General features: G+C 67.1%; 24 protein-coding genes. 12 read left to right on the top strand and 12 right to left on the bottom strand.

Annotated elements, in window-relative coordinates; all coding sequences use genetic code 11:
* The first annotated feature begins 20 nt into the window (after positions 1 to 20).
* A complete protein-coding gene (locus AC1RPL_RS13985; protein ID WP_493069922.1) occupies positions 21 to 641 on the top strand; it encodes a TIGR02117 family protein in 621 nt (206 codons plus the stop codon).
* The gene (locus tag AC1RPL_RS13980) at positions 638 to 1,348 is read left to right on the top strand and encodes an esterase/lipase family protein (protein WP_493069921.1); all 711 of its coding nucleotides are present in this window, start codon (positions 638 to 640) and stop codon (positions 1,346 to 1,348) included. Before AC1RPL_RS13985 ends, AC1RPL_RS13980 begins: the two co-directional genes overlap by 4 nt.
* Here the strand turns inward: AC1RPL_RS13980 and AC1RPL_RS13975 are convergent.
* Genes AC1RPL_RS13975 through AC1RPL_RS13960 form a run of 4 tightly spaced genes read right to left on the bottom strand, consistent with a single transcriptional unit; the run spans position 1,345 to position 3,486 of the window.
* Positions 1,345 to 1,644 carry a putative quinol monooxygenase gene (locus tag AC1RPL_RS13975; RefSeq protein ID WP_493069920.1) on the bottom strand — a complete coding sequence of 100 codons (300 nt, stop codon included), beginning with the start codon at positions 1,642 to 1,644 and terminating at the stop codon, positions 1,345 to 1,347. The two genes, AC1RPL_RS13980 and AC1RPL_RS13975, sit on opposite strands and share 4 nt — an antisense overlap.
* Positions 1,644 to 2,507 carry a signal peptidase I gene (gene lepB / locus AC1RPL_RS13970; RefSeq protein ID WP_493069919.1) on the bottom strand — a complete coding sequence of 288 codons (864 nt, stop codon included), beginning with the start codon at positions 2,505 to 2,507 and terminating at the stop codon, positions 1,644 to 1,646. The genes AC1RPL_RS13975 and lepB overlap by 1 nt, the downstream gene beginning before the upstream one ends.
* A gap of 4 nt (positions 2,508 to 2,511) precedes the next feature.
* A complete protein-coding gene (locus tag AC1RPL_RS13965; RefSeq protein WP_180143240.1) occupies positions 2,512 to 2,868 on the bottom strand; it encodes a GntR family transcriptional regulator in 357 nt (118 codons plus the stop codon).
* An 18-nt stretch (positions 2,869 to 2,886) separates the two neighbouring features.
* Complete coding sequence (locus tag AC1RPL_RS13960) at positions 2,887 to 3,486, bottom strand: nitroreductase family protein (RefSeq protein WP_493069918.1); 600 nt, start codon at positions 3,484 to 3,486, stop codon at positions 2,887 to 2,889.
* 327 nt (positions 3,487 to 3,813) lie between these two features.
* Between AC1RPL_RS13960 and AC1RPL_RS13955 the strand changes: the two genes are divergently transcribed.
* Entirely contained in the window at positions 3,814 to 5,610 is a 1,797-nt protein-coding gene (locus AC1RPL_RS13955) for a peptide MFS transporter (protein ID WP_493069917.1), read from the top strand.
* A 183-nt stretch (positions 5,611 to 5,793) separates the two neighbouring features.
* Here the strand turns inward: AC1RPL_RS13955 and AC1RPL_RS13950 are convergent, their stop codons facing one another.
* Together AC1RPL_RS13950 and AC1RPL_RS13945 are read right to left on the bottom strand one after the other, a co-directional pair.
* Positions 5,794 to 5,922 carry a hypothetical protein gene (locus tag AC1RPL_RS13950; protein ID WP_493069916.1) on the bottom strand — a complete coding sequence of 43 codons (129 nt, stop codon included), beginning with the start codon at positions 5,920 to 5,922 and terminating at the stop codon, positions 5,794 to 5,796.
* Between the two features lie 125 nt (positions 5,923 to 6,047).
* Entirely contained in the window at positions 6,048 to 6,701 is a 654-nt protein-coding gene (locus tag AC1RPL_RS13945; protein WP_493069915.1) for a TetR/AcrR family transcriptional regulator, read from the bottom strand.
* A gap of 83 nt (positions 6,702 to 6,784) precedes the next feature.
* Between AC1RPL_RS13945 and AC1RPL_RS13940 the strand changes: the two genes are divergently transcribed.
* A complete protein-coding gene (locus AC1RPL_RS13940; protein WP_493069914.1) occupies positions 6,785 to 7,525 on the top strand; it encodes an SDR family NAD(P)-dependent oxidoreductase in 741 nt (246 codons plus the stop codon).
* Positions 7,526 to 7,594: 69 nt separating this feature from the next.
* Here the strand turns inward: AC1RPL_RS13940 and AC1RPL_RS13935 are convergent, their stop codons facing one another.
* The 3 genes from AC1RPL_RS13935 to acs form a co-directional block, all read right to left on the bottom strand.
* Complete coding sequence (locus AC1RPL_RS13935) at positions 7,595 to 9,631, bottom strand: M13 family metallopeptidase (protein WP_493069913.1); 2,037 nt, start codon at positions 9,629 to 9,631, stop codon at positions 7,595 to 7,597.
* Positions 9,632 to 9,701: 70 nt separating this feature from the next.
* On the bottom strand, positions 9,702 to 10,205 hold the full coding sequence (locus AC1RPL_RS13930; protein WP_493069912.1) for an O-acetyl-ADP-ribose deacetylase: 504 nt from the start codon (positions 10,203 to 10,205) through the stop codon (positions 9,702 to 9,704).
* On the bottom strand, positions 10,202 to 12,145 hold the full coding sequence (acs, locus tag AC1RPL_RS13925; protein WP_493069911.1) for an acetate--CoA ligase: 1,944 nt from the start codon (positions 12,143 to 12,145) through the stop codon (positions 10,202 to 10,204). The genes AC1RPL_RS13930 and acs overlap by 4 nt, the downstream gene beginning before the upstream one ends.
* Before the next feature lie 168 nt (positions 12,146 to 12,313).
* Here acs and AC1RPL_RS13920 point away from each other — a divergent pair, with 168 nt between their 5' ends.
* From AC1RPL_RS13920 to AC1RPL_RS13905, 4 genes are read left to right on the top strand one after another with little or no spacing between them, the layout of a single operon-like run.
* Complete coding sequence (locus AC1RPL_RS13920; RefSeq protein WP_493069910.1) at positions 12,314 to 13,789, top strand: efflux transporter outer membrane subunit; 1,476 nt, start codon at positions 12,314 to 12,316, stop codon at positions 13,787 to 13,789.
* Positions 13,779 to 15,200, top strand: a complete 1,422-nt coding sequence (locus AC1RPL_RS13915; protein ID WP_493069909.1) for an efflux RND transporter periplasmic adaptor subunit — start codon at positions 13,779 to 13,781, stop codon at positions 15,198 to 15,200. The genes AC1RPL_RS13920 and AC1RPL_RS13915 overlap by 11 nt, the downstream gene beginning before the upstream one ends.
* Positions 15,187 to 15,918 carry an ABC transporter ATP-binding protein gene (locus AC1RPL_RS13910; RefSeq protein WP_493069908.1) on the top strand — a complete coding sequence of 244 codons (732 nt, stop codon included), beginning with the start codon at positions 15,187 to 15,189 and terminating at the stop codon, positions 15,916 to 15,918. The genes AC1RPL_RS13915 and AC1RPL_RS13910 overlap by 14 nt, the downstream gene beginning before the upstream one ends.
* The gene (locus tag AC1RPL_RS13905) at positions 15,918 to 17,126 is read left to right on the top strand and encodes an ABC transporter permease (RefSeq protein ID WP_493069907.1); all 1,209 of its coding nucleotides are present in this window, start codon (positions 15,918 to 15,920) and stop codon (positions 17,124 to 17,126) included. Before AC1RPL_RS13910 ends, AC1RPL_RS13905 begins: the two co-directional genes overlap by 1 nt.
* Here AC1RPL_RS13905 and AC1RPL_RS13900 read toward each other — a convergent pair.
* Together AC1RPL_RS13900 and AC1RPL_RS13895 are read right to left on the bottom strand one after the other, a co-directional pair.
* Entirely contained in the window at positions 17,095 to 17,742 is a 648-nt protein-coding gene (locus AC1RPL_RS13900; RefSeq protein ID WP_493069906.1) for a nucleotidyltransferase family protein, read from the bottom strand. The genes AC1RPL_RS13905 and AC1RPL_RS13900 overlap by 32 nt on opposite strands.
* A complete protein-coding gene (locus AC1RPL_RS13895; RefSeq protein ID WP_493069905.1) occupies positions 17,729 to 18,640 on the bottom strand; it encodes an XdhC family protein in 912 nt (303 codons plus the stop codon). The genes AC1RPL_RS13900 and AC1RPL_RS13895 overlap by 14 nt, the downstream gene beginning before the upstream one ends.
* An 82-nt stretch (positions 18,641 to 18,722) precedes the next feature.
* Between AC1RPL_RS13895 and AC1RPL_RS13890 the strand changes: the two genes are divergently transcribed.
* The 3 genes from AC1RPL_RS13890 (at position 18,723) to AC1RPL_RS13880 (ending at position 21,789) form a co-directional block, all read left to right on the top strand.
* On the top strand, positions 18,723 to 19,769 hold the full coding sequence (locus AC1RPL_RS13890; RefSeq protein WP_493070926.1) for a glycerophosphodiester phosphodiesterase: 1,047 nt from the start codon (positions 18,723 to 18,725) through the stop codon (positions 19,767 to 19,769).
* 6 nt (positions 19,770 to 19,775) lie between these two features.
* Complete coding sequence (locus tag AC1RPL_RS13885) at positions 19,776 to 20,072, top strand: hypothetical protein (protein ID WP_493069904.1); 297 nt, start codon at positions 19,776 to 19,778, stop codon at positions 20,070 to 20,072.
* A gap of 127 nt (positions 20,073 to 20,199) precedes the next feature.
* Positions 20,200 to 21,789: a hypothetical protein gene (locus tag AC1RPL_RS13880; RefSeq protein ID WP_493069903.1), complete on the top strand. Its 1,590-nt coding sequence runs from the start codon at positions 20,200 to 20,202 to the stop codon at positions 21,787 to 21,789.
* 17 nt (positions 21,790 to 21,806) lie between these two features.
* Here AC1RPL_RS13880 and AC1RPL_RS13875 read toward each other — a convergent pair whose 3' ends face one another.
* Positions 21,807 to 23,498, bottom strand: coding sequence for an acyl-CoA dehydrogenase family protein (locus AC1RPL_RS13875; protein ID WP_493069902.1), 1,692 nt, complete (start codon positions 23,496 to 23,498; stop codon positions 21,807 to 21,809).
* Between AC1RPL_RS13875 and AC1RPL_RS13870 the strand changes: the two genes are divergently transcribed.
* Complete coding sequence (locus AC1RPL_RS13870) at positions 23,497 to 24,501, top strand: L-threonylcarbamoyladenylate synthase (RefSeq protein ID WP_493069901.1); 1,005 nt, start codon at positions 23,497 to 23,499, stop codon at positions 24,499 to 24,501. The two genes, AC1RPL_RS13875 and AC1RPL_RS13870, sit on opposite strands and share 2 nt — an antisense overlap.
* Positions 24,502 to 24,548: the final 47 nt, after the last annotated feature.

Genomic DNA, 24,548 nt, shown 5'->3' with positions numbered 1-24,548 from the left:
GGGGAGCGGCTTTGCGGATAGTGGGACGGTTTATCGGGTCGCTGGTGCTGGTGGTGATTCTCTACCTTGCCGCCGCGGGCCTGGGCGCGGGACTCGGCACCAATAGCGGGCGCGAGCCGCCGGCCCGGGGCGTGCGCATCTATGTCGCCGACAATGGCGTGCACACCGACCTGATCCTGCCGGCCAGGGCATTTCGCGACTTTGCGCGGCCCGAGCATCTGCGCGATCCGCGCACCGCCGCCGAGCCCTATCTCGCATTTGGCTGGGGCGACCGCGACTTCTACCTCCATACCGCGCAGTGGAGCGACATGAGCCCGTGGCGCGCCGCCAGGGCGCTGGTCGGCGCCGGACCGACCGTGCTGCACGTCGCCCATGTCCCCGAGCCCAAGGCGGGCGGCACGGTGCGCACGCTGTTGCTGCGGCCGGAGGAATATCGCCGGCTGGTCGCCTATGTCCGCCGCACGGTCGCCGCCGGGCCGGTGGTGCGCGGCTATGGTCCGCGCGACGCCTTCTACTCCGCCAAGGGCGGGTACAGCGCGATCCGCACCTGCAACGAATGGACAGGCCGGGGCCTGCGCGAGGCGGGCGTGCCGATGGGCGTCTGGACGCCGCTCACTTGGGGTGTGATGCTGTGGCTATGATCCCGAAGACCGCCGCCGATCCGCCGCCCAAGCGCACCTTGGCGCTCGAGCCGTTGCGCGCCGCGATCACCGTCGCCGAGCTCACCCGCTTCCGCATCGCCGGATTGCCGCGCGGCGACGGCCGGCCGGTGCTGGTCTCGCCGGGACTGTGCAACACCGATCGCTCCAACTTCGTGCTGCGCACCATGCTCGAGCGGCTCGGCTATCGGGCCTATCCCTGGACGCTCGGCCGCAACTTCGGCGTGCGTACCGTCGGCCCCGAATGCGAGAGGCTGATCGTACGGGTCGAGGAGATTCGTCGAGAAACCGAGGAGAAGGTCACGCTGGTCGGCGTGTCCCTGGGCGGGGTGATGAGCCGCATCGTCGCGCACCGCAGGCCCGACCTGGTCCGCGCGGTGCTGACGATCAGCGCGCCCTTTGCCGGCCTGCCCAGCGCGACCAATGTCTGGCGTCCGTTCCAGCTATTCACCGGCGAGAAGATCACCGATCCGGCAGTGGTGCGGCGGCTGGAGGAGGCGGTGCGCCCGCTGCCCATGCCTTCGGCGGCGATCTGGAGCCGCAGCGACGGCTTCGTCAACGGCCTGATCTGCCGCGAGGCCGAGGGCGCGGCATGCCGCGCGGTCGAGGTGCGCAGCGGCCATTTGTTCGTCCAGATGAAGCCCCAGACATTGCGCGCCGTGGCGGAAATCCTGGGAAGCTGGGCCTAGCAGGGCGTGCCCGTATCGGCCTCGAACAAGGTCAGGTCGCGCTCGCCGATGCCCAGTTCCGGCCAGGCGGCGCGCCACGCCTTGATGTGCGCGGCGGCCCAATGCGCCTCCAGGCTCGCCCTGTCCGCCCAATGCTCGATGACGTGGATCAGCCCGGGGTCGAGCACGTCCTCGCCATAGCTGTAATGGAGGCATCCCGCCTCGAGCCGGCTCGCCTGGACCATCGCCGCCATTGCCGGGCGGGCAGAGTCGAGGGCCGCCGGCGCCAGGCGGAAGGTGCCGGTGATGATCAGCATCAGCGGTGTTCGGGGCGCAGGCTGTTGCCGGCGCGGTCCCCGCGCAACGACGTGAGATAGGCCAGCGGGTTGAGCCACGAGCCTTCGCCCGAATAGCTGTGGGTGATGATCTCGGCGCGGCCGCCCAGGCTCTCGACCGGCACCGGCCCGCCGAGCCCGCCCTCGGCCAGCGAGAAACGGCTGTCGGCCGACTGGTCGCGATTGTCGCCCATCAGGAAGACTTGTCCCTCCGGAACACGAACCGATGCGAAGGTGTCACGGGGCGAGATATAGCCGCCGGGCAGATACGTGTCGCCCAGGTCGAGGACGAAGTAGCTCGCGCCGTTCGGCAGCGTTTCCCTGAAACGCGGAAGTTGGCAGTAGAGCCGGCCATCGGGCCCAGGCTTGCGGAAGGGAAGCAGCATGGGCTCGTCGCAGGGGACATTGGCGTCCACCGGGATCATCGCCGCGCCTGCCGCCACGCGCGGCACCGGCCTGCCGTTGAGGATCACCACGCCGTGGCTGACCGCCACCGTGTCGCCCGGCAGGCCGATTACCCGCTTGATCAGGTCCGACCCGTCCCCGCGCCGCGCCACCGTGACGATGTCGCCGCGTGCGGGCAGCTTGCCCAGCAGGCGGCCCGGAACGACGGTGCTGCCATGAACGGAGAGCGAAGCGTACGACCAGCCATAAGGATATTTGGAAACGACCAGCCGATCGCCCTTCAGGAGCGCCGGCATCATCGAGCTGGACGGGATGTAGAAGGGCTTGGCCGCCACCGTCTGAAAGGCGAAGACGCCGCCGACGAGCAGGCCCCAGCCGAGCAGCGAGCGCACCCAGCTGGTCTTTTCCGGCACCGTGGGAAGATCCTCGGCCGCCGACATGCGCTCAGGCAGTTTCGCGGTCGAGCAGTTCGTGGACGTCGAGGCCGAGCAGCGCGATATGCTCCTTCACGCGCGGCCAATAGCCCTTGAGGAAGCGGTCGCGCTCGGCGATGCGCAGCTTCTCGACCGCGCCCGGCAGCACGAACATGCCGACGCCGCGACGGACCTCGACATAGCCATCGTCCTGGAAGCTCTGATAGGCCTTGGCGACCGTCAGCGGATTGGCGCCATGCTCGGCGGCCAGCGCGCGCACCGACGGAAGCTGATCCCCTGCCCGGTATTGCCCGCGCAGGATCGCCGCAGCGATGCTGGCGCGCAGCTTGAGGTAGACCGGGCTGTCCTCGTGCTCTAGCGCTGTCATGGTGCTATAATACACCAATTAGCCTTGGGGTCCATACCCCGGATTCCATTCCTGTGCGATTTCGGACAGTGCCGGGCGGGGGCGTTCCTCCAGCGGGAAGGCGGGGGTGCCGATGAACACGAAGCCCGCGATCTTCTGCGACGCGTCGCCGAACAGGTCGCGCACCTTTTCCGAATAGGATGCCCAGCCGCTGATCCAGCCGCCGGTGAAGCCCATCGCATGCGCCGCGTGCAGCAAATTCATGCACACCGCGCCTGCCGAAAGCTCCTGCTCCCACACCGGGATCTTGTGCGGCACCACCGGAGCGGACAGCACCACCACAAGGGCGGGCGCCTGGGTGGCGAACTGTGCCGCGGCTTCCTCGTCGCGCGGCGTGCAATCGGGCTTCTCGCTGCGCAATATCTCGACCAGCTTGAGCGCCAGCGCCGGCCGCGCCTCCTCGGGCACCACCACGAAGCGCCAAGGGAAGAGCTTGCCGTGATCGGGTGTGCGCGCGGCGATCTCGATCATCTCGGTGAGCTGTTCGGGGCTGGGACCGGGGGCGACCATGTCGCGCGGCTTGCCCGAGCGGCGGGTGTGGAGATGGGCGAGCAGGCTGGAGGTGTCGTTCAGGGTCATGGGACGCATCTAAGAGCGGGGAGGCGCTGCGCCAACCTCGGCGTCGATTGAATACGCTCCCGGCCCGATTGAATTGCGCGCGGACACCCCAATTGTCACCCTGAACTCGTTTCAGGGTCCAAGGTTGGGCTGGGCGACAGCTTCGCCAATCGAGTGGTATCGCCTGCCGCACGTTGGATGCTGAAACAAGTTCAGCATGACGGAGGGAGTGGGACGGTATGCTGCGCAAAATCGCGCATGCTTTACAGCCGCTTCATTCGCTATAGTTTGGCCGCCCATGCGCCGGGCCCGAGCCCGGATACCGAATATTCAAAGGGCAATAACCGCATGGTCGACACTCCAACCGCCGATAGTCCGGCAGAGCCGGACATCACCCATATCAATCCCGCCGCGGAGAAGACGTGGTTCGGGCATCCCCGCCAGCTGGCGCGCATGTTCACCACCGAGATGTGGGAGCGCTTCGGCTATTACGGCATGCGCGCGCTGCTCACGCTGTACCTCACCCAGCATTTCATGTTCGGCGACCGCGAGGCGACGGGCATCTATGGCGGGTTCACTGCACTCGTCTACCTGACCCCGCTCGTCGGCGGCTATCTGGCGGACCAGTATCTGGGATCCAAGCGCGCGGTGAAGTTCGGCGCGATCATCATGTCGCTCGGCTACGCCATCCTCTGCTTCGGCGGACCGACCGCGACGCCGCACGCGACGATCGACGGCCAGCGCTACGAAGTGTCGATCGACAAGAACGCAGAGGGCAAGGAAGTCCGCTACGTCGTGGACGGCACCAGGAAGCTCGAGATCAAGGGCAATGACGACGGAAGCGTCGACCTGCTCAATGCCGGCACGTCCGAGCGCAAGATCGCCAAGGGCAAGTTCGAGTCCGGTGCGGACCGCAGCGCGCTCTATGTGATGGTGATGCTGATCGCGCTGTCCATGGTCTCGGTCGGCAACGGCTTCTTCAAGCCGAACATCTCCACCATGGTCGGCGAGCTCTACGAACAGGGCGACCGGCGCCGCGACAGCGGCTTCACCATCTTCTACATGGGCATCAACACCGGATCGCTCTTCTCGCAGATCCTCTGCCCCTGGCTGGCGGTAGCCTATGGCTGGAGCTGGGGCTTCGGTCTCGCCGCGATCGGCATGATGATCTCCTGGGCGCTGATCCAGTTCAACGGCGGCAAGCTCGACGGCTATGGCGAGCCGCCGGCCAAGCCCGGCGTCCAGCGCCAGCAATGGATCATCTATGCACTGGCGCTCTGCGTCGTGCCGCTCTTCTACCTGCTCTACGTCAACCTGATGCACTCGGCAGCACCGGCCGAGGGCTCGGGCTTCATCGGCTATGTCGCCTCGCTGCCGCTGATGGGCAAGCTGCTGTTCGGCTCGTTCCTGCTCGGCGTGCCGGCGATCCTGATCTGGTCGTTCATCGCCGGCAGCAAGACCGAGTTCCAGATGATGCTGGCGGCGATGGTGCTCATCGTCTTCAACGTCGTGTTCTGGACGCTGTTCGAGCAGGCGGGCTCCTCGCTCACCCTGTTCGCCGACCGCAACACCAATCTCTCGGTGTTCGGCTGGTTCACGATCACCGCGGGACAGACCCAGTTCTTCAACGCCGCCTTCATCGTGCTGCTTGCGCCGTTCATGTCGCTGATGTGGACTGCGCTGGCCAAGCGCGGGCTGGAGCCGTCGATCCCGGTGAAGTTCGGCATCGCGCTGATCGGCGTGGCGGTGGGCTTCCTGCTGCTCGTCTGGGGTGCGCAATTCGCCGATTCGAACTTCCAGGTGGGCCTGTGGTGGCTGGCCGGGCTGTACCTGATCCACTCGTTCGCCGAGCTCTGCATCTCGCCGGTCGGCCTTTCGATGATCACCAAGCTGTCGATCGCGCGCGTCGTCGGGCTGATGATGGGCGTGTGGTTCCTGTCGATCTCGGTGGCGCAATATTTCGCCGGCATCATCGCGCAGTTCGCCAGCATCGACACGGTCGGCGGCCAGGTGGTCAATTACAAGGTGAGCCTGGATGCCTATGTCGGTGTGTTCACCACCATCTCGATCGCGGCGATCATCCTCGGCGTGCTCCTGCTGCTGCTGAGCTGGCCGCTGAAATACTGGATGCACGGCGTGAAGTAAGCGCCGCGCCCAGCGCACAAACGAAAAGGGGGAGCGTCGCCGCTCCCCCTTTTTGCGTCAGCCGAGGCCGCCCGATCAGGCGGCGCTTTCTGATATCGCCGATCAGGCGGCGCCTTTTGATATCGCCGATCAGGCGGCGCCTTTTGATATCGCCGATCAGGCGGCGCCTTTTGATATCGCCGATCAGGCGGCGAGGCGCAGCTCGACCTGCTCGTTGGCGGCGGCGCGCTGTGCCTGGGTGGCGACTTCGGCGGCAACCGGCAGCGTGACGTCGCGGCGGGCCGCGAGAATGAGCGAGATAAGCGAGAACATCGTGAAACCCTTATGTTTGCTGCAATGCAACATAGAGGGAAATGGGTCAGGGTTGCGATTTCTGCAACTGCAATGATCTGGAAGACGAGTTGCAGGAAGTGCAATCGTGTTCGGGCAGGCTGCGATCAGGCCGCTGTCTGGGCGTCCCATCCCAGCATCGCGATCCGTGCCGCCTCTTCGAGCTCGGCACGGTGGGCGCCATCGCGGGCGAGGATCGACATGCCGCTCTGCACGGTCTGCGCGAAGCGGGCGAGCGCATGGACATCGGTCGCAGACGGCAGCTCGCCCTCGGCAATTGCCCGCGCCAGGCGTGCCTCGAGCCGCTCCAGCGTGACGCCGCGCGCCGATCGCATGCGCGCGCCCAGGTCCGATGCACCGTCGCACCCGGCCGAGGACAAGGTCACCATGCAGCCGAGCGGATTGTCGGCAAGCGACCCGGTCAGCGCCGCCGCCGAATCGCGCAGATAGGCGAACACCGCCTCGCGCGCCGTCGGGGCGGCGCGGAACCCGTCCCAGACCAGCGCGTCGTAATTGTCGCCATAATGGCGCAGCGCCTCGAGATAGAGGCCTTCCTTCGATGCGAAGGCGGCATAGAGGCTGGGCGCGCCGATGCCCATCGCATCGGTCAGGTCGGCGATCGAGGTCGCTTCATAGCCCTTTTGCCAGAACAGCCGGGTCGCCTGCGAAAGCGCGGCTTCGCGATCGAACGCACGGGGCCGTCCGCGGCCGCGCGGTCCCGCCGGTTCCTCGGCTTTCGGAGCTTGCTCAGAATTTTGCATCGATCGCTATATAATTCCCTTGACGTCCTACGGCAACGCCCCCAGCTAATTGTGTATCGATCACTACATAAAAGGCATGAACGATGTTGGAACTGGCTGGAAAGCGCGCATTGGTAACCGGCGCGGCACGCGGCATCGGCGCGGGGATCGCGCTGGCGCTGGCGGACAAGGGCGCGGATGTCGCGATCACCTATGAACGCTCGGCCGACCGCGCCGCCGAGCTGGTCAAGACGATCGAGGCCAAGGGCCGGCGCGCGCTGGCGATCCAGGCCGACAGCGCCGATCCGGAGGCGGTGAAGCGTTCGGTGGAGGAAGCCGTGACCGGGCTGGGCGGGCTCGACATCCTGGTCAACAATGCCGGCATCGCCCGCTATAGCGGCGTCGAGGAACTCAACCTTGCCGACATCGACGCGCTGCTCAACGTCAATGTGCGCGCCGCGGTGATCGCCTCGGGTGCCGCGATCCCGCATCTGCCCCAGGGTGGCCGCGTCATCACGATCGGCTCGTGCCTTGCCGAGCGCGTGCCCTTTGCCGGATCGACGCTCTATTCGATGACCAAGTCGGCGCTGCTCGCCTTCAACCGCGGCCTGGCCCGCGACCTGGGTACGCGGGCGATCACCGCGAACCTTGTGCAGCCCGGACCGATCGACACCGACATGAACCCGGCGAATGGCGAGTTCGCCGACGTGCTCAGAGGCCTTACCGCGCTTGGCCATTATGGCACGGTCGAAGATATCGGCGCGGCGGTGGCATTCCTCGCCAGCCCGGCGGCGCGGTTCGTCACCGGGTCGGTGCTCACCGTCGATGGCGGTATCAACGCCTGAGGCACACGCCTGAATGCAAAACGGCCCGGCATCGCTGCCGGGCCGCTTCGTTCGGGTGAGGCTGAGGCCTTACCAGATGTGCACGCGCTGCTCGGGCGCGAGATAGAGCGCGTCGCCGGGCTGGATGTTGAACGCCTTGTACCAGGCATCGACATTGCGGACGATGCCGTTGACGCGGAACTTGGCCGGCGAGTGCGGGTCGGTCAGCGCATATTGGCGGGCGGCGTCCTCGCGCACCTTGGTCTGCCAGGCCTGGGCATAGGCGAGGAAGAAGCGCTGGTCGCCGGTCAGGCCGCCGATCACCGGGGCCTTGCCATGCTCGGCCTGGTACTTCTGGAACGCGCCATAGGCCGCCTCCACGCCGCCGAGATCGCCGATATTCTCGCCGAGCGTCAGCGCGCCCTGCACCTTGGTGCCGGGGACCGCCTCATAGCCGTCATACTGGGTCGAGAGTGCTTTGGTGCGCTCGCCGAACGCCTTCTTGGCGCTGTCGGTCCACCAGTTCTCGAACTTGCCGGTCGGACCGAACATGCTGCCCTGATCGTCGAACCCATGGCCCATCTCATGGCCGATGATCGCGCCGATCGCGCCATAGTTCACCGCCGGATCGGCATTGGGATCGAAGAAGGGCGGCTGCAGGATCGCGGCCGGGAAGGTGATCTGGTTGGCGAGCGGGTTGTAGTACGCGTTCACCGTCTGCGGGGTCATGTCCCACAAGGTGCGGTCGACCGGCTTGGGGAAGCGCTGGAGTTGCAGCTTCTGCTCGAACTCGCCCGAGCGCATCGCATTGCCGAGCAGGTCGCCGCGGACGACCTTGAACGACGAATAGTCGATATACTTGTCGGGGTGGCCGATGCGCGGCTCGAAGGCGGCGAGCTTGGCGAGCGCGGCCTTCTTGGTCGCGTCGTCCATCCAGGTCGAGGCGGTGATGCGCTCCTGGTAGGAGCTGCGCAGATTTTCGATCAGCTCGGCCATCTGCTTCTCGGATGCCGGCGGATAATATTTGGAGACGTAGATCGCGCCGACGGCCTCGCCGAGCGCGCCATTGACCATCTGCACGCCGCGCTTCCAGCGCTCGCGCTGGACCTTCACGCCCGAAAGCGTCTGCGAATAGAAGCCGAAGCGGGTGTCGTCGAAGGCCTTGGGCAGATAGGTCGCGTGATCGCTGACGAAGCGATAGGCGAGATAGTCCTTCCAGCCCTGGAGCGGAGTGGCGACCATCAGCTTGCCGAGCGCGGTGACGGCAGTGTTCTGCGTCATCAGCACCTTGGGCGAGCTTTCGAGGCCGGCGGTCTTGAGCATCAACGCCCAGTTGAACTCGGGCGCCTTGGCCTCGAGCCCGGCGAGCGTCTGCGGATCGTTGAGCTTGGCGATGTCGCGGCTCTCGGCCGGCGACCACTGGACCTTGGCCATCGCGGTCTCGAGCGCGACGATCGCATCGGCCTTGGCGGCGGCGTTCGGGATGCCGGCCAACTCCTGGATCTTCTGGACATAGGCGCGATAGGCGGTGCGGAACGCGTCGTACTTGGCGCCTTCGAGCAGGTAATAGTCGCGCGGCATGCCCAGGCCGCCCTGGCCGGTGACGGCGGTGTAGCGGGTCGGGTCGGCGAGGTCGGGGATGACGCCCAGCTCGACCGGCGAGGCATAGCCGACGCTGGCGAACAGCACCTGCAGCGCGTCGAGGTCGTTCACGCCGGCGATCTTGGCGAGATAGGGCTTGAGCGGCGCGGTGCCGCGCGCTTCGATGCCGGCCTCGTCCATCCAGCTGGCGTAGAAGTCGCCGACCTGCTGGCCGCTGGCGCCGTACGCCTTGGGGTTCTTCGCCATGTCGTCGAGGATCGCGCGGACATTGGCCTCGGCCTCGACCGAGAGCTGGGTGCCGAAGCCGGCCGAGGTGCGGTCGGCGGCGATCTCGACGCGGTCGTTCCAGCTGCCATTGGCGTACATCCAGAAGTCGTCGCCCGGCTTCACGCTGGTCTTCTGCGCGCTGAGGTCGACGCCGAAGCTGCCATATTTCGGCGCCGGCTTGGCGGTCTGCGCAACGGCGGGCGAAACCGCGACCAGCGCCACGCCGGCGGCGAGACGCATCCAAGTGCTCATTTTCATCTGGGTTCCTCGAAAGACTGTATTAGCCGGGTGTAACGCCGGGTAGTAACGCCCGCAACGGGATTCCGCGTTACAATTCGTGTCCGTAGGCGGCGGTGATCTCGGCGCCGAAGGTGGCGAAGATCACTTCGAGTTCGGGATCTTCGGCGAGCGCGGCGCGGGCTTCCGCCACGGCAATCCGCGTCGCTGCCGCGATCGGATAGCCATAGACGCCGCAGCTGATCGCCGGGAAGGCGAGGCTGCGCAGGCGATTGGCGCGGGCGATCTCGAAGCAGCGGCGATAGCAGCGGGCGAGCAGTTCGGGCTCGCCATGGCGGCCGCCCTGCCAGACCGGACCGACGGTGTGGATCACATGGGCCGCGGGCAGGCGGTAGCCGCGGGTGATCTTGGCATCACCGGTCGCGCAGCCGCCGAGCGTCCGGCACTCGGCGAGCAGCTCGGGCCCGGCAGCACGGTGGATCGCGCCGTCCACGCCGCCGCCGCCGAGCAGCGAATTGTTCGCGGCATTGACGATCGCATCCACGGCAAGGGTGGTGATGTCTCCCTCGATCACGCGGATGCGATCGTGGGTCATCCCACGCGGTTCCTGACGAGATCGTCGACCACCGAGGGATCGGCGAGCGTCGAGGTGTCGCCCAGCGAGGATACATCGCCCTCGGCGATCTTGCGCAGGATGCGGCGCATGATCTTGCCCGAGCGGGTCTTGGGCAGGCCGGGGGCGAACTGCAGCGCGTCGGGCGTGGCGATCGGGCCGATCTCGGTGCGGACCCAGTTGCGCAGCTCGGTGCGCAGCGCCTCGTCGGCCACGCAGTTCGCGTTGAGGGTGACATAGGCATAGATGCCCTGGCCCTTGATGTCGTGCGGCATGCCGACGACCGCGGCCTCGGCCACCTTGGGGTGGAGCACCAGCGCGCTCTCGACCTCGGCGGTGCCCATGCGATGGCCCGAGACGTTGATCACGTCGTCGACCCGGCCGGTGATCCAGTAATAGCCGTCCTCGTCGCGCCTACAGCCGTCGCCGGTGAAATACTTGCCGCGATAGGTGCTGAAATAGGTCTGGAAGAAGCGCTCGTGATCGCCCCAGACGGTGCGCATCTGCCCGGGCCAGCTGCGTGCGATGACCAGATTGCCCTCGGTCGCGCCGTGGAGGACCTTGCCCTCGGTATCGACGATCTGCGGATCGACTCCGGGGAAGGGCTTGGTCGCCGAGCCGGGCTTGAGGGCGACGGCGCCTGGCAGCGGGGTGATCATGTGGCCGCCGGTCTCGGTCTGCCACCAGGTATCGACGATCGGGCAGCGGCCCTCGCCGACGATGTCGTAATACCAGCGCCACGCCTCGGGATTGATCGGCTCGCCGACCGTGCCGAGCAGCTTGAGCGACTTGCGCGAGGTCTTGGCGACATAGTCGTCGCCCTCCCGCATCAGCGCGCGGAGCGCCGTGGGGGCGGTATAGAGGATCTCGACCTGATGGCGGTCGACCACCTGCCAGATGCGGCTGGCGTCGGGCCAGTTGGGCACGCCTTCGAACATCAAGGTGGTGCCGCCATTGGCGAGCGGGCCATAGACGATATAGCTGTGCCCGGTGACCCAGCCGATATCCGCCGCGCACCAATAGACCTGGCCGGGGCGGTAATCGAAGACCAGCTCGTGCGTCAGGCTCGCCCAGAGCAGATAGCCGCCCGAGGAGTGGAGCACGCCCTTGGGCTTGCCGGTGGAGCCCGAGGTATAGAGGATGAACAGCGGATCCTCGGCGCCCATCGCCTCGGCCGGGCATTCGGCGGGAACCTCGGCTGCGGCCTCGTGATACCAGAGGTCGCGGCCCTCCTGCATCGGCACATCGCCGCCGGTGGCCTGCACCACGATCACCTTTTCGAGGCAGCGGACATGGGCTGCGGCCGCATCGACATTGGTCTTGAGAGGGACCTTCTTGCCGCCGCGCCGGCCTTCGTCGGCGGTGATCACCACGCTGGAGTCGCAATCGGTGATGCGGCCGGCCAGCGCCTCGGGCGAGAAGCCGCCGAACACCACCGAATGCACCGCGCCGATCCGCGCGCAGGCGAGCAAGGCGAACGCCGCTTCGGGGATCATCGGCATGTAGATGGTGACGCGGTCGCCCTTTCGGACGCCGGCGACCTTCAGCACATTGGCGAAGCGGCAGACCTCGGCATGGAGCTGGCGATAGGTGAAGCGCTTCGGTTCTTCGCTCGGCTCGTCCGGCTCCCAGAGGATGGCGACGGCATCGCCGCGCTTGGCGAGGTGGCGATCGATGCAGTTGGCTGCGACGTTGAGCTTGCCGTCGGCGAACCAGTTGATCCGGAAATCGCTTTCGTCGAACGACCAGTCGCCGGCGATCTCCGGGCGCTTGATCCAGTCGAGGCGGCGGGCCTGCTCCAGCCAAAAGGTGCCGGGATCGGCGATGCTGCGGCCATAGAGCTTCTCATAGCCCTCAGCATCCACCCTGGCACTGCGTGCCCAGTTTTCCGGCACGGGGTAGACGCTGACACTATCGCTCATCGCTTCGGGCTCCTCGCTAAGTTGGCGCCTCTCTGCCGAAGCGCGGCGCGCTCGCCAAGCGACAAATCCGTTCCGGCAGCGCTCCGATCCGCACTCCCGCGTGCCCGGAGACATATTGCGACAATAAATTGCTGGAACTGAACGGCTGCACGAAACATCTAGAGGGCCATGGCCAAAAGTCCGCTAACCCTGAGCCTGGTGCTCCTGCTCCCGCTCGCCGCCTGTTCGGTAGGCCCGGACTATCATCCGCGCGCCGCCGCAGAACTCGGCGTGCCCGATGCCTGGTCGGTCAACGCCGGACAGAAGGCGCAGGAAGACCTTAGCCAGTGGTGGACCAGGTTCGACGATCCGATGCTCGCCAGCCTGGTACAGCGTGCGCAGTCGGCGAACCTCGATATCGGGCAGGCGGTGGTGCGGCTGCGCCAGGCGCGCGAGTCGCTAGTCCAGCAGCGTGCCGACCTGTTCCCCAGCCTCAGCGCCTCGGGCGGGGTGTCGCACAGCGAACCGTTGCGCGGCGGCACCAGCACGACGACGCTACCGGATGGCACGGTGACCAGCTTCTCGCAGGGCGGCAGCACCAGCTTCTCGCTCGGCGCCGATGCCAGCTACCAGGTCGATCTGTTCGGTGGGGTGCGCCGCGGCGTCGAGGGCGCACGGGCGAGCTATGAGGCGAGCGGGTTCGATTATGCCGGGGTCTTGATCTCGGTCGAGGCGGAGACGGCGCGCAACTATGTGCTGGCCCGCGTCGCGCAGGCGCAGATCGCCAATGCACGCGACAGCCTGGGCATCTCGACCGACAATCTCCAGATCGCCGGCTGGCGTGTGCAAGCCGGGCTGGTCTCCTCGCTCGACCAGGAGCAGGCGCGGGCGAACAATGCCCAGATCGCCGCGGCCATCCCCACGCTGGAGGCGAACTATAACAGCTATGTCTCGCGTCTCGCGGTGCTGACCGGCCAGGCGCCGGGCGCGCTCAAGGTCGAGATGGAAGCAGTCAAGCCGATCCCCAAGGGGCCGGCCGAGGTCGCCGCGGGCATTCCCGCCGATGCGCTGCGCCAGCGACCGGACGTGCGCGCGGCCGAGCGCAACCTCGCGGCCGCCACCGCCAATATCGGCGTCGCCACCGCGCAGCTCTATCCGGCGCTGTCGATCGGCGGCAGCATCGATTCGGGCAGCTCCGCGCTCACCTCGATCCTCGACACGATCACCGGCCGGCTGTTCGCCAATATCGCCCAGACGATCTTCGACGGCGGCCGCCGCGCCAGCCAGGTCCGCTCGGCCCAAGCGGCGGCGGACGGCGCCTTCCTCGCCTATAAATCGACGGTGCTGACCAGCCTCGAGGATATCGAGAATGCCGTGGTCGCGCTGCGGACGGCACAGGCGCGCGAGAAGCAGTTCGTGATCGCGTTCGAGGCTTCGAGCAACCAGGCCTTGCTCGCGCGCATGCAATATCGCTCGGGCCTCACCGATTTCACGACGCTCAACCAGGCCGAAGCCTCGCTCATCACTGCGCGCAACGGGCTGGTCTCGTCGCGTTCGGACGAGGCGACCGCGCTGATCCAGCTCTACCAGGCGCTGGGCGGCGGCTGGGACGCGAGCACGACCCCCACCGCTCCCACGACAGGCAGCTCCGCCAATGGCAACTGATCCCAACCAGAATCTCGACGCCTTCCTGGGCACTCCCCCGCGGCCGTGGTGGCGGCGCTGGCTCAAATGGGGGCTGATCGGGCTGGGCGTGGTGCTGGTGTTCCTGTTGCTGTGGAGCCTGTTCGGCAAGAGCGCCGAGACGCGCTACGCGACCGACGAAGCGCAGCGCGGCAACCTGACCGTCACAGTCTCCGCCACCGGCAAGCTCGCCCCCACCAACCAGGTGCAGGTCGGCTCCGAACTTTCGGGTCTGGTCGAGAAGGTGATGGTGGACGTGAACGACCGGGTGGTGAAGGGCCAGCCGCTCGCGATACTCGACACCTCGCGCCTCGATGACGCGATCACGCAGAGCAAGGCGACGCTCAACGCAGCGGCCGCCACGGTCGCGCAGAACCAGGCGACTTTGGCCCAGGCCCAGGCGAACCTGGCGCGGCTGGAGGAAGTCAGCCGGCTTTCGGGCGGCAAGGTGCCTGCCAAGGTCGAGATGGAAACGGCCCGCGCCGATGTGCAGCGTGCGGTCGCCGGCGTCCGCTCGGCACAGGCGAATGTCGTGTCGCAGCGCGCCGCGCTCTCCTCGAACGAGACGCAGCGCTACAAGGCAGTGATCCGCGCGCCGGTGAACGGCGTGGTGCTCGTCCGCCAGATCGACGAGGGCCAGACGGTCGCCGCATCGTTCAACACGCCGACGCTGTTCGTGATCGCCGAGGATCTGAGCGCGATGGAGCTGCAGGTCGCAATCGACGAGGCCGATGTCGGATCGGTCAAGCAGGGCCAGCTCGCCAGCTTCACTGTCGATGCCTTTCCCGGCAAGACCTTCCCGGCGACGATCACGCGTGTCGATCTCGGTTCGAACCTGACGGCTTCGACCTCGTCGAGCAGCACGACCACGACCAGCACCAGCGCGCAGGTCGTCTCCTATGCCGCGACGCTGAGCGTGTCCAATGGCGACCTCCAGCTGCGCCCGGGCATGACCGCGACGGCGGAGATCATCACCAAGTCCAAGCCGAACGTGCTGCTGGTGCCCAACGCTGCGCTGCGCTTCACGCCCGCGACGCCGAACGCCAGCCCAAGCGCGAGCAGCACCGGCGGGATCGCCGGCGCGCTGGTGCCGCGCGGCGGCCGGCGCGGCGCGCGCGGCCAGGGCGGTGCCGACAAGCAGGCGAAGGGCGCGCAGTCCGGCAAGCAGCAGGTCTATATCCTCGATGCCGAAGGCAAGCCGCAGCCGGTGGATGTCACCACGGGCGACACCGACGGGACGGTCACCGAAGTCACCGGCGGCAATCTCAAGCCGGGCGACAAGGTGATCACCGGCCAGCTCGCCGGCAACAGCACCGGCAAGAGCCGCAGCGGCGGCCAGCGCCGTTCGGGTGGTGCGGGCGGCAGCTCCGGAGGCCAGCGTGGCGGCCAGTGATGCGGGCGCGCCGCTGATCCAGCTCCGCCGGGTCGTGAAGACCTATGGCGAAGGCGCCACTGCCTTCCAGGCATTGAAGGGCGTCGACCTGGAGATCCAGGCGGGCGACTTCGTCGCGGTGATGGGCCCTTCGGGATCGGGCAAGTCGACGACGATGAACATCCTGGGCTGCCTCGACGTGCCGACATCGGGCGAGTTCCTGTTCAAGGGCGTGCATGTCGAGACGCTGGAGCGCGACCAGCGCGCGCTGCTGCGGCGCAAGTATCTCGGCTTCGTCTTCCAGGGCTTCAACCTGCTTGCGCGCACCTCCGCGCTCGAGAATGTCGAGTTGCCTTTGCTCTATCGCGGCGATCCCAAGAAGGAACGGCGCGAGATGGCGATGGCGGCGCTCGACAAGGTCGGGCTCAAGCAGTGGTGGGATCACACGCCTGGCGAGCTTTCGGGCGGCCAGCAGCAGCGCGTCGCGATCGCACGTGCGATCGTCACCAACCCCGATGTGCTGCTCGCCGACGAGCCGACCGGCAATCTCGACAGCGAGCGCTCGGTGGAGATCATGCAGCTGCTCACCGACCTCAACAAGACCAGCAACATCACTGTGCTGATGGTCACGCACGAGCCCGACATGGCGGCGTTCGCGCGCACGATCATCCATTTCAAGGACGGGCTGGTCGAGCGGATCGAGGATCATCACCACCAGGGCGAGGTCGTGAGCCAATAATGTTCGGCACCACCTTCATCCTCGCGATCCGGTCGATCCTGCGCCACAAGCTGCGCTCGATCCTGACCGCGCTGGGCATCATCATCGGCGTCGCCGCGGTGGTCACCATGGTGACGCTGGGCAAGGCGACGACTGCGGCGGTGCAGCAGCAGATCTCGGCGCTGGGCACCAACATCCTGCAGATCCGCCCCGGCCAGGGCTTCGGCCGCGGCGGCGGCGGGCCGCGCCCTCCCGACTTCAAGGAAGAGGATGTCACGGCGATCCGCCAGCAGATCACCGGCGTCAGCGCGGTCGCGCCCCAGGCGCAGAGCACCGCGACGGTGATCTACAATGGCGCCAACTGGTCGACGACGATCAACGGCACCACCAACGACTTCTTCAAGGTCCAGCCCTGGCCCCTCGTCGAGGGGCGCTATTGGAATTCCATCGAGGAGCAGGCCGGCAAGGCGGTGTGCGTGATCGGCAATACGATCCGCACCAACCTGTTCCGCGGCGGCTCGGCCGTGGGCGACCGGATCCGGGTCAACGGCGTCTCGTGCGATGTGATCGGCATCCTCTCGACGCGCGGCCAAGCCGGGTTCGGCGGCGACCAGGACGATGTGATCATCATGCCGATCAAGCAGGTCCAGCGCCGCTTCACGGGCACCCGCGACATCCGGCTGATGCTGGTCGGCACCGATCCCGACTATGACAGCGCGCAGATCCAGTCCTCGATCACCGACCTGCTGCGCCAGCGCCGCAGCATCACCGGCGGCAAGGACGATGACTTCAACATCTTCGACACGGCGCAGATCAGCGCGACGCTGACCGGCACGACGACCCTGCTCACCCAGATCGTCGCGGCGGTGGCCGGGATCAGCCTGATCGTCGGCGGCATCGGCATCATGAACATCATGCTCGTCTCGGTCACCGAGCGGACGCGCGAGATCGGCATCCGCCTGGCCATCGGCGCGGTGGCGAGCGAAGTGCTGATGCAGTTTCTGGTCGAGGCTGTGGTGCTGTCGATGCTGGGCGGCGTGATCGGGCTGCTGCTCGCGCAGATGGCGGTGGCGCTGATGTCGTGGCTGGGCTCGCTACCGTTCCTGTTCGACGTGCAGATCAACGTGATCGCCTTTGCGATCTCCGCGATCATCGGCGTGGTGTTCGGCTATTTCCCGGCGCGGCGCGCAGCGAGCCTCAATCCGATCGACGCGCTTCGTCACGAGTGACGAGCGCGGGCGGGCGTTCCGGAAGTCCATCCGTGCGCAGGCCGTAGAGTTCGCGCAGGTCGCGCAGGTCGTCCTGCGTATCGACATCGACCAGCTCGGCGGGCGGAGCGATGACATGGTGGCCGCGCTTGATCAGGTCGCGCGCGCCCTGGTCGCCTTCGAGCCTGAGCAGTTCCGCGAACATGTCCTTGCCGAACAGCGCAGGCGGCATCGGCCGCACGCCGTCCGAGGAGGCGACGATCGTGGCAGCGCCGTCGGCTGCGTCGAACATGCGATAGATGTGGGCGGCGGTGAGGCGCGGCATGTCGGCAAGGGCCACGAGCACGGCGTCGGCGCCGAGTGCCTGCGCCCGCGACACGCCGTGGCAGAGCGAACGCGCCTGGCCGAGCGAAGGATCGGGGTTCTCGACCACGTCATACCCCAGCGCCCCGAAATCGAGCTCGGTATCGGAGACCACCGCGATCCGTGCGGCGAAGGGGATGTGCGAAAGCGCCGTCACGACATGATAGGCGAGCGGCTTGTCGAGGAAGGACTCGGCCAGCTTGTCGCCGTCGTTGAAGCGGTGCGAGCGGCCTGCGGCGAGCAGGATCAGGGCAGTCTGGTCAGGCTTGAGCATGAAAGTTCTTCACCATGGCTGCGGCGATGGAAAGGGCGATCTCGGCAGGTCCGATCGCGCCGATGGCGAGTCCGGCAGGGCCTTCGATGCGGGCGAGGTCGGCGGACGTGAATCCCATCGCGGCAAGCCGCTCCAGCCTTGCCGCGTGGCTCTTGCGCGAGCCGAGCGCGGCGACATAGCCGGTGGGAAAGCGCAGCGCGGCAGCGAGTCCGGCATCATCGATCTTGGGGTCGTGACTGAGCGTCACCACGGCCGTGGCGGGATCGGGTCGCAGGGCGGTCACGGCCTCGTCGGGCCATCGGTCGTCGCGCATCACGTTGGGAAAACGCTCAGGCGTCAAAAATCTCCCGCGCGGATCGATGACATGGGTCTGGATGCCAAGCTCGCGCGCCAGCCCCGCCAAGGCTTGGCCGATCTGGGCCGCGCCGACGATCAGCAGCCGGCGCGGCGGATCATAGCGGTTGAGGAATTCTCCCGGACCGGCGACGGAACGGCCCGTGGCGAGATCGGTGCCGATGTCGAACGCTTCGCCTGTGGCCCGTGCGGCGTCGATCGCGTCGAACAGGACGGGCGCGAAGCCGCTCTCCGAGACGGGCTGGACGAGCACCGAAATCTCGCCGCCACAGGGCAGGCCGACTTCCCAGGCAGCGGGGTCGGCGACGCCATAGGTCTTCACGATCGCGGGCGCCCCGGCGATCACTTCGGCGGCGGCTTGCAGGATATCGGTCTCGACGCAGCCGCCCGAGACCGAGCCTTCGAAGCGGCCATCCTCGTGCACCAGCATATGGCTGCCGCGCGGCCGCGGTGCCGAGCCCCAAGTCGAGACGACGGTAGCCAGCGCCAGCCGTTCGCCCTTCCAGGCGCGGGCCGCCGCGAGCACGCTGTCATTATCCGCCATATCGCCTCGTAACCGTCATATCCTGGGCCTAACGCCGTATCGAAAGGAGCGTTTCGTGACGAGAACGATATTGTTGGCGCTGATGCTGGTGGCCCCGGGAATGGCGATGGGGCAGGATCACGGCATGCACGGGGAAAAGATCATCGTCATCGCGCATCGCGGCGCTTCTGGGGAGCGGCCCGAGCACACGTTGCTCTCCTACAGTCGCGCGATCGAGCAGGGCGCCGATTTCATCGAGCCCGACCTGGTGCCGACCAAGGACGGCGTGCTCGTCGCCCGACACGAGAACAACATCACCGAGACCACCGACGTCGCGAACCATTCCGAGTTCGCCGCCCGCAAGGCGACCAAGACGATCGACGGCGAGACGATGACGGGCTGGTTCACCGAGGACTTCACCCTTGTCGAGCTGAAGACGCTGCGCGCCAAGGAGCGGCTGCCCAAGCTGCGCCCGGACAACACCAAGTTCGACGGCCAGGCCGAGATCCCGACGCTCGACGAAGTGATCGCGCTGGCGAAGCGGGCGTCGAAGCAGACCGGCCGCACGATCGGCATCTATCCCGAGACCAAGCATCCGACCTACTTCGCTTCGATCGGCCTGCCCGTGGAGCAGCGGCTGGTCGACAAGCTCAAGGCGGCGGGCTGGGACCGGGCCGATGCGCCGGTGTTCATCCAGTCGTTCGAAGTGGACAACCTCAGGAAGCTGAAGACCATGACCAAGGTCCGCCTGATCCAGCTGATGGCGGGCGCGGGCGCCCCGGCGGACGGTGCGCAGCCGAGCTACAAGGCGATGATCACGCCCGAGGGGCTGAAGGCGGTCGCCGCCTATGCATATGGGATCGGCCCGGAGCTGACGATGATCCAGCCTGCCACGGGTCCGGCGACCACGCTGATCGCCGATGCGCATGCCGCCGGACTGAAGCTGCACCCCTGGACGTTTCGCGCGGAGAACTTCTTCCTCCTGCCCAGCTACCGCTCCGGCGCAAATCCGGCCGAGCATGGTCGCATCAAAGACGAGATCCTGTATTTCATCGGGCTTGGCGTGGACGGTTTCTTCACCGATTTCCCCTATATTGGTGTCGAAGCGCGGGATGCGGCTGCGGGGCAGCATGCACACGCCGGGGGATAGGCTTTTATGCGCAAGTTTCTGGTTCCGATCGTAGCCGCGCTGCCGCTGCTCAGCGGCGGCTGCATCGCCAAGACGATGGTCGATGTCGTCACGCTGCCGGTGAAGGCGGGCGCGCAGGCGGCCGACTGGGCGACGACCAGCCAGGACGAGTCCGACCGGAATTACGGCCGCAAGATGCGCGAGAAGGAAGCGCGCGAGGGCAAGGAGCTGCGCAAGCTCTGCAAGAAGAACCCCGAGGACAGCCGCTGCGGCGGCGCACAGGACGGCTTCCGCGCCGATCCGGGCGGCAATCGCCACGACTGATCCGCCTGGGCGGGTGTTCGGGTTTCCTGTAGACTTGCTTCAGGTTAAACCAATTCGGCGCCAATAGCCTGCAAGATATTGCCCTGAAGCGCGTATGTTGTGCGACATCCAACGGCAGGGGGATGTCATGGCTATACTAAACGCGCGCCTGAAAAATCCGGCGCTCTTGCTGATTCCCGCAGCGGCTTTGCTTGGCGCTATCGTCGCCTGTACCGAAAAGGCGCCCGCACCGTCCACTGCGAGCGGCGGTGCGCCCAGCGTCTGCGTCAATCCCGCGCCGATCCCGGCGAATTTCGATTATCCGCAGCCGCCCGGCACGATCGAGAAATGGGTGGCCGCGGGCGACCAGGCGCGGGCGCGCACGCATGGCTGGTATCTGTGGGCGGCGCTCAACACGGGCAACGAGCCGGTGTGGCGCAGCTGGTGCACCTCCACCCAGGCCTTTGCCGGCAACACCCCGAGCCCGAGCCCGTCGCCCAGCGCGACGGTGGTGGCCGAGGATGGCACCCAGCTGCTCGGCGGCACGCTCGCCGGCCCGCCGACGCTGCCGATGCGCCAGCGCAAGTTCCTCAATGGCACCGATCCGATCAACTTCCCCTATCCGCCTGAATATGCGCTGCCCGCCGAGGTGCTGAAGCGCTACGGCAAGACGCAGTGCGTCCAGCCGCCGAGCTCCGGATCGTCGCTGCAGACATTGGCGGATGGGCCGACCTTCGAGAACAATGGCGACATCATGGTTGCGGGCGTGACCTACAACCAGGCCGCCTATGACTGGATTCGCAGCAAGGGGCTCTACCAGACCAGCACGCTGCAGGGGCTGCTGCCCAAGGGTGCGGCCCAGGCCGAGATGCCGGCGATGCCGGCCCAGTCGATCGTGCTCAAGCCGATGATGTGGCCGGTGCCCAAGGGCGGCTTTGTCGCGCTGCCGGTGTGGGACGACCAGCAAAGCGATCGCGGCCAATATGCGGGATATGAGAACATCAACATGTGGCCGCGCGCGGTGGCGCTGACCACCACGCCGCAGGCGCAGGTGGTGCCGGCATCGGTGAGCTTCCTCCACGGCGTCAAATATCACGCGCTGCCGCTGGGGCCGAACGTCTACCAGAAGCCGCAGGTGGTCGGGACCGACCAGTTCTACCATTACGAGCCCAAGCTCGCGACGATGGACGCGTGCGACCGCGCGATCCTCGATGCCTCGGCCTATTGGGCCTATGGCCGCATGTTCCAGCCGGGCGACCAGCTGGTGATGATCGCGATGCACATGATCACCAAGGAGCAGGGCGCCTGGACCTTCCAGTCGGTCTGGTGGCACGACAAGCCCGACCAGGGCCCCTATGCCGCCAACCGGCCCAACATTCCGGCGAGCCAGGCGCCCGGACCGTGGCGCCATTATCTGATGACCTCGACCTATGGCTTTTCGGCGGTGCCCAAGGGGACGACCTGGCCGGTCGCCTACAACCCCTATATCGAGCTGGCGGCGGATCACCCGATCCGCACCAACTGCATGAACTGCCACCACCGCGCCGCGGCGCCCAACGGCAATTCGAGCTATCTCGCCAAGCCGGGGCCGGGGCCGCTCGACATCTTCCAGCAGAACGACCGCATCTTCAACGGCCTGCTCAAGACCGACTCGATGTGGGCGATCAGCGACCGCGTGCCGGTGCCCAAGCGCACCCCGGCGCCGTCGCCGACGACGGTGGGTCCCGTGGGCAAATGAGTTAAAGGGGGAAGGCTCTACGCGGCGAAGCCTTCGGCATCGATCGCGTAGAGCATTTCCGCTTTCGCCATGGCCGCGGGCATGAGGCCCAGCGCCTCGGGCACGATCTGCTGGACATAGAAGCGGGCGGCGGCCTGCTTCATCTTGAGGAAGGCGGGGTCGCCCTCGCTGCGCGCTGCGGCGCGACCGGAAGCTTCCATCAGCCAGCCGCAGACTGCGGTGGAGAACATGGTCAGGAACGGATAGCTCGCCGCCAGCCGGTCATCCATCTCGCTGGCGAGCAGATAGCGCGCGACTTCCTCGCATGCGTCGATCAGGTTGACCAGGCCGGTGTCCTCGGCATCGCCGCGCATATCGGCGATGAGGCCGAACAGCGTGCCACCATTGTCCATCGAGAGCTTGCGGCCCACCAGGTCGGCGGCCTGGATGCCGTTGGTGCCCTCGTAGATCGGAGTGATGCGGGCGTCGCGGAAATGCTGGGCCGCGCCGGTCTCCTCGATATAGCCCATGCCGCCATGGACCTGGACGCCGAGCGACGCGACTTCGTTGCCGAGATCGGTGCCATGCGCCTTGGCGAGCGGAGTGAGCAGCTCGACGCGCTTGTCAGCCGCGGCATCGCCGGCGCGGGCGCGGTCGAGCTGGCCGAAGGCGTAATAGACCAGCGCGCGCGCCGCCTGGGTCTGCGCCTTCATGCGCAGCAGCATGCGGCGGACGTCGGGATGCTCGATAATCGCGACCTGTTCGCCGCCGCGATAGCCCTGGACGCGCTCGCGGGCATAGGCGACGGCGCGCTGGGTGGCGCGCTCGGCGACCTGCACGCCCTGCAGGCCCACGTTCAGCCGGGCGTTGTTCATCATCGTGAACATCGCGCGGATGCCGCCCAGCTCGGGGCCGACCAGCGTGCCGATGCAGTCGTCATTGTCGCCAAACGAGAGCACGCAGGTGGGCGACGCATGCAGCCCCATCTTGTGCTCGATCGAGACGGTGCGGACGTCGTTGAAGTCGCCCGGCGTGCCATCTTCGTTCAGGCGGTACTTGGGTACCAGGAACAGCGAGATGCCCTTGGTGCCGGCCGGGGCGCCCGGGGTGCGGGCGAGGACGAGGTGGACGATGTTCTCGGCCATGTCGTGGTCGCCGAAGCTGATGAAGATCTTGGTGCCCTTGACCTTGAAGGTGCCGTCACCGACCGGCGTGGCGGTGGAGCGAAGCGCGCCGACATCGCTGCCCGCCTGCGGCTCGGTGAGGTTCATCGTACCCGTCCAGGCGCCGGTCGAGAGGTGGGGCAGATACGACGCCTGCTGCTCCGGGGTGCCGTGGTGCATCAGCGCCTCGACAGCGCCGACGGTCAGGATCGGGGCGAGCGCAAAGCCCATGTTGGCGGTGCCCAAGGTCTCCAGCACCGCGATCGACAGGCTGACCGGCAAGCCCTGGCCGCCATGCTCGACCGGCGAGCCGATCGTGCCCCAGCCGCCCTCGACATAGGCCTGGTAGGCCTCGGCGAACCCGGCGGGCATCTTCACGCCGTCGGGGGTCCATTTCGGGCCGCTGGTGTCGCCCTCGCGCTCGAGCGGTGCCCATTCGCCGGCGGCGAAAGCGCCTGCGCCCTCCAGTACCGCATCGGTCATTTCGGCGGCCTCGGCGCTTATCTCTTCCAGGCGGACGATGGTCTCGAGAACGAAGCGCTGGTCGGCGGTGGCGGGGGTGAACATGTGGCCTCTCTTGTGGTCTGCTTGCCGGCGCTATAGCGCCGCGGAGGTGAGCCCGACAAATCCGCGCATCTTACCCTACGGCATTGCGGCGATCGCCGAGGCTGTCGCGCTGATTCGCGCCGGCGAATGCGTCGCGGTGCCCACCGAAACGGTCTACGGGCTCGCCGCCGACGCCACCGAGTCGCGGGCAGTGGCGGGGATCTATGCCGCCAAGGGCCGGCCGAGCTTCAACCCGTTGATTGTCCATGTGCCTAACCTCACCGCCGCCGAGCGAATTGCAGTGTTCGATGCGTCCGCTCGCGATCTGGCCGAACGCTTCTGGCCGGGGCCGCTGACGCTGGTGCTGCCGGTGCGCGCCGATGCGGGGATTGCCTCGCTGGTCACCGCGGGTCTCGACACGATTGCGATCCGGGTGCCGGCGCATCGCGCGATGCAGGCTTTGCTCGAGGCTTCGGGCAAGCCGCTCGCCGCGCCTTCGGCCAATGCCAGCGGGGGGATCAGCCCGACGCGGGCCGAGCATGTGGCGAAGAGTCTCGCCGGGCGCATCCCGCTGGTGATCGACGATGGCGCGACGCCGGCGGGGCTGGAGTCGACGATCGTGATGGGTTCGACGGTCCTGCGGCCTGGGCCCTTGAGCCAAGAAGAGCTTTTCCCCGGCGAAGGCCGGGGCCCGCGCTTTGATTCCGAGGCTGGGCCCCGGCCTTCGTCGGGGAAAGAAGAGGTGGTGGCGCCGGGCCAGCTCGACAGCCATTATGCGCCGAGCAAGCCGCTGCGGCTGAACGCCACCAAGGCCAATGACGGTGAATATCTGATCGGCTTCGGCGCCGTCGCCGGCAGCGAGAGCCTGTCGGCCAGCGGCGACTTTACCGAAGCCGCCGCCAATTTGTTCGATGCGCTGCACCGCGCCGATGCGAGCGACGCGCGCGCCATCGCCGTCGCGCCGATCCCCGAGGCCGGCATCGGCGTGGCGATCAACGACCGGCTGCGCCGCGCGGCATTCTAGACTTGGCAGCCCGCGGATTCGGGCGCGCCACGGGCCGCGGAAGTTTA

Source organism: Sphingomonas sp. GW821-FHT12D09 (genome assembly GCF_058807215.1).
The sequence above is the reverse complement of the archived record's forward strand: the minus strand, read 5'-3'. Positions and strand labels throughout refer to the sequence as shown.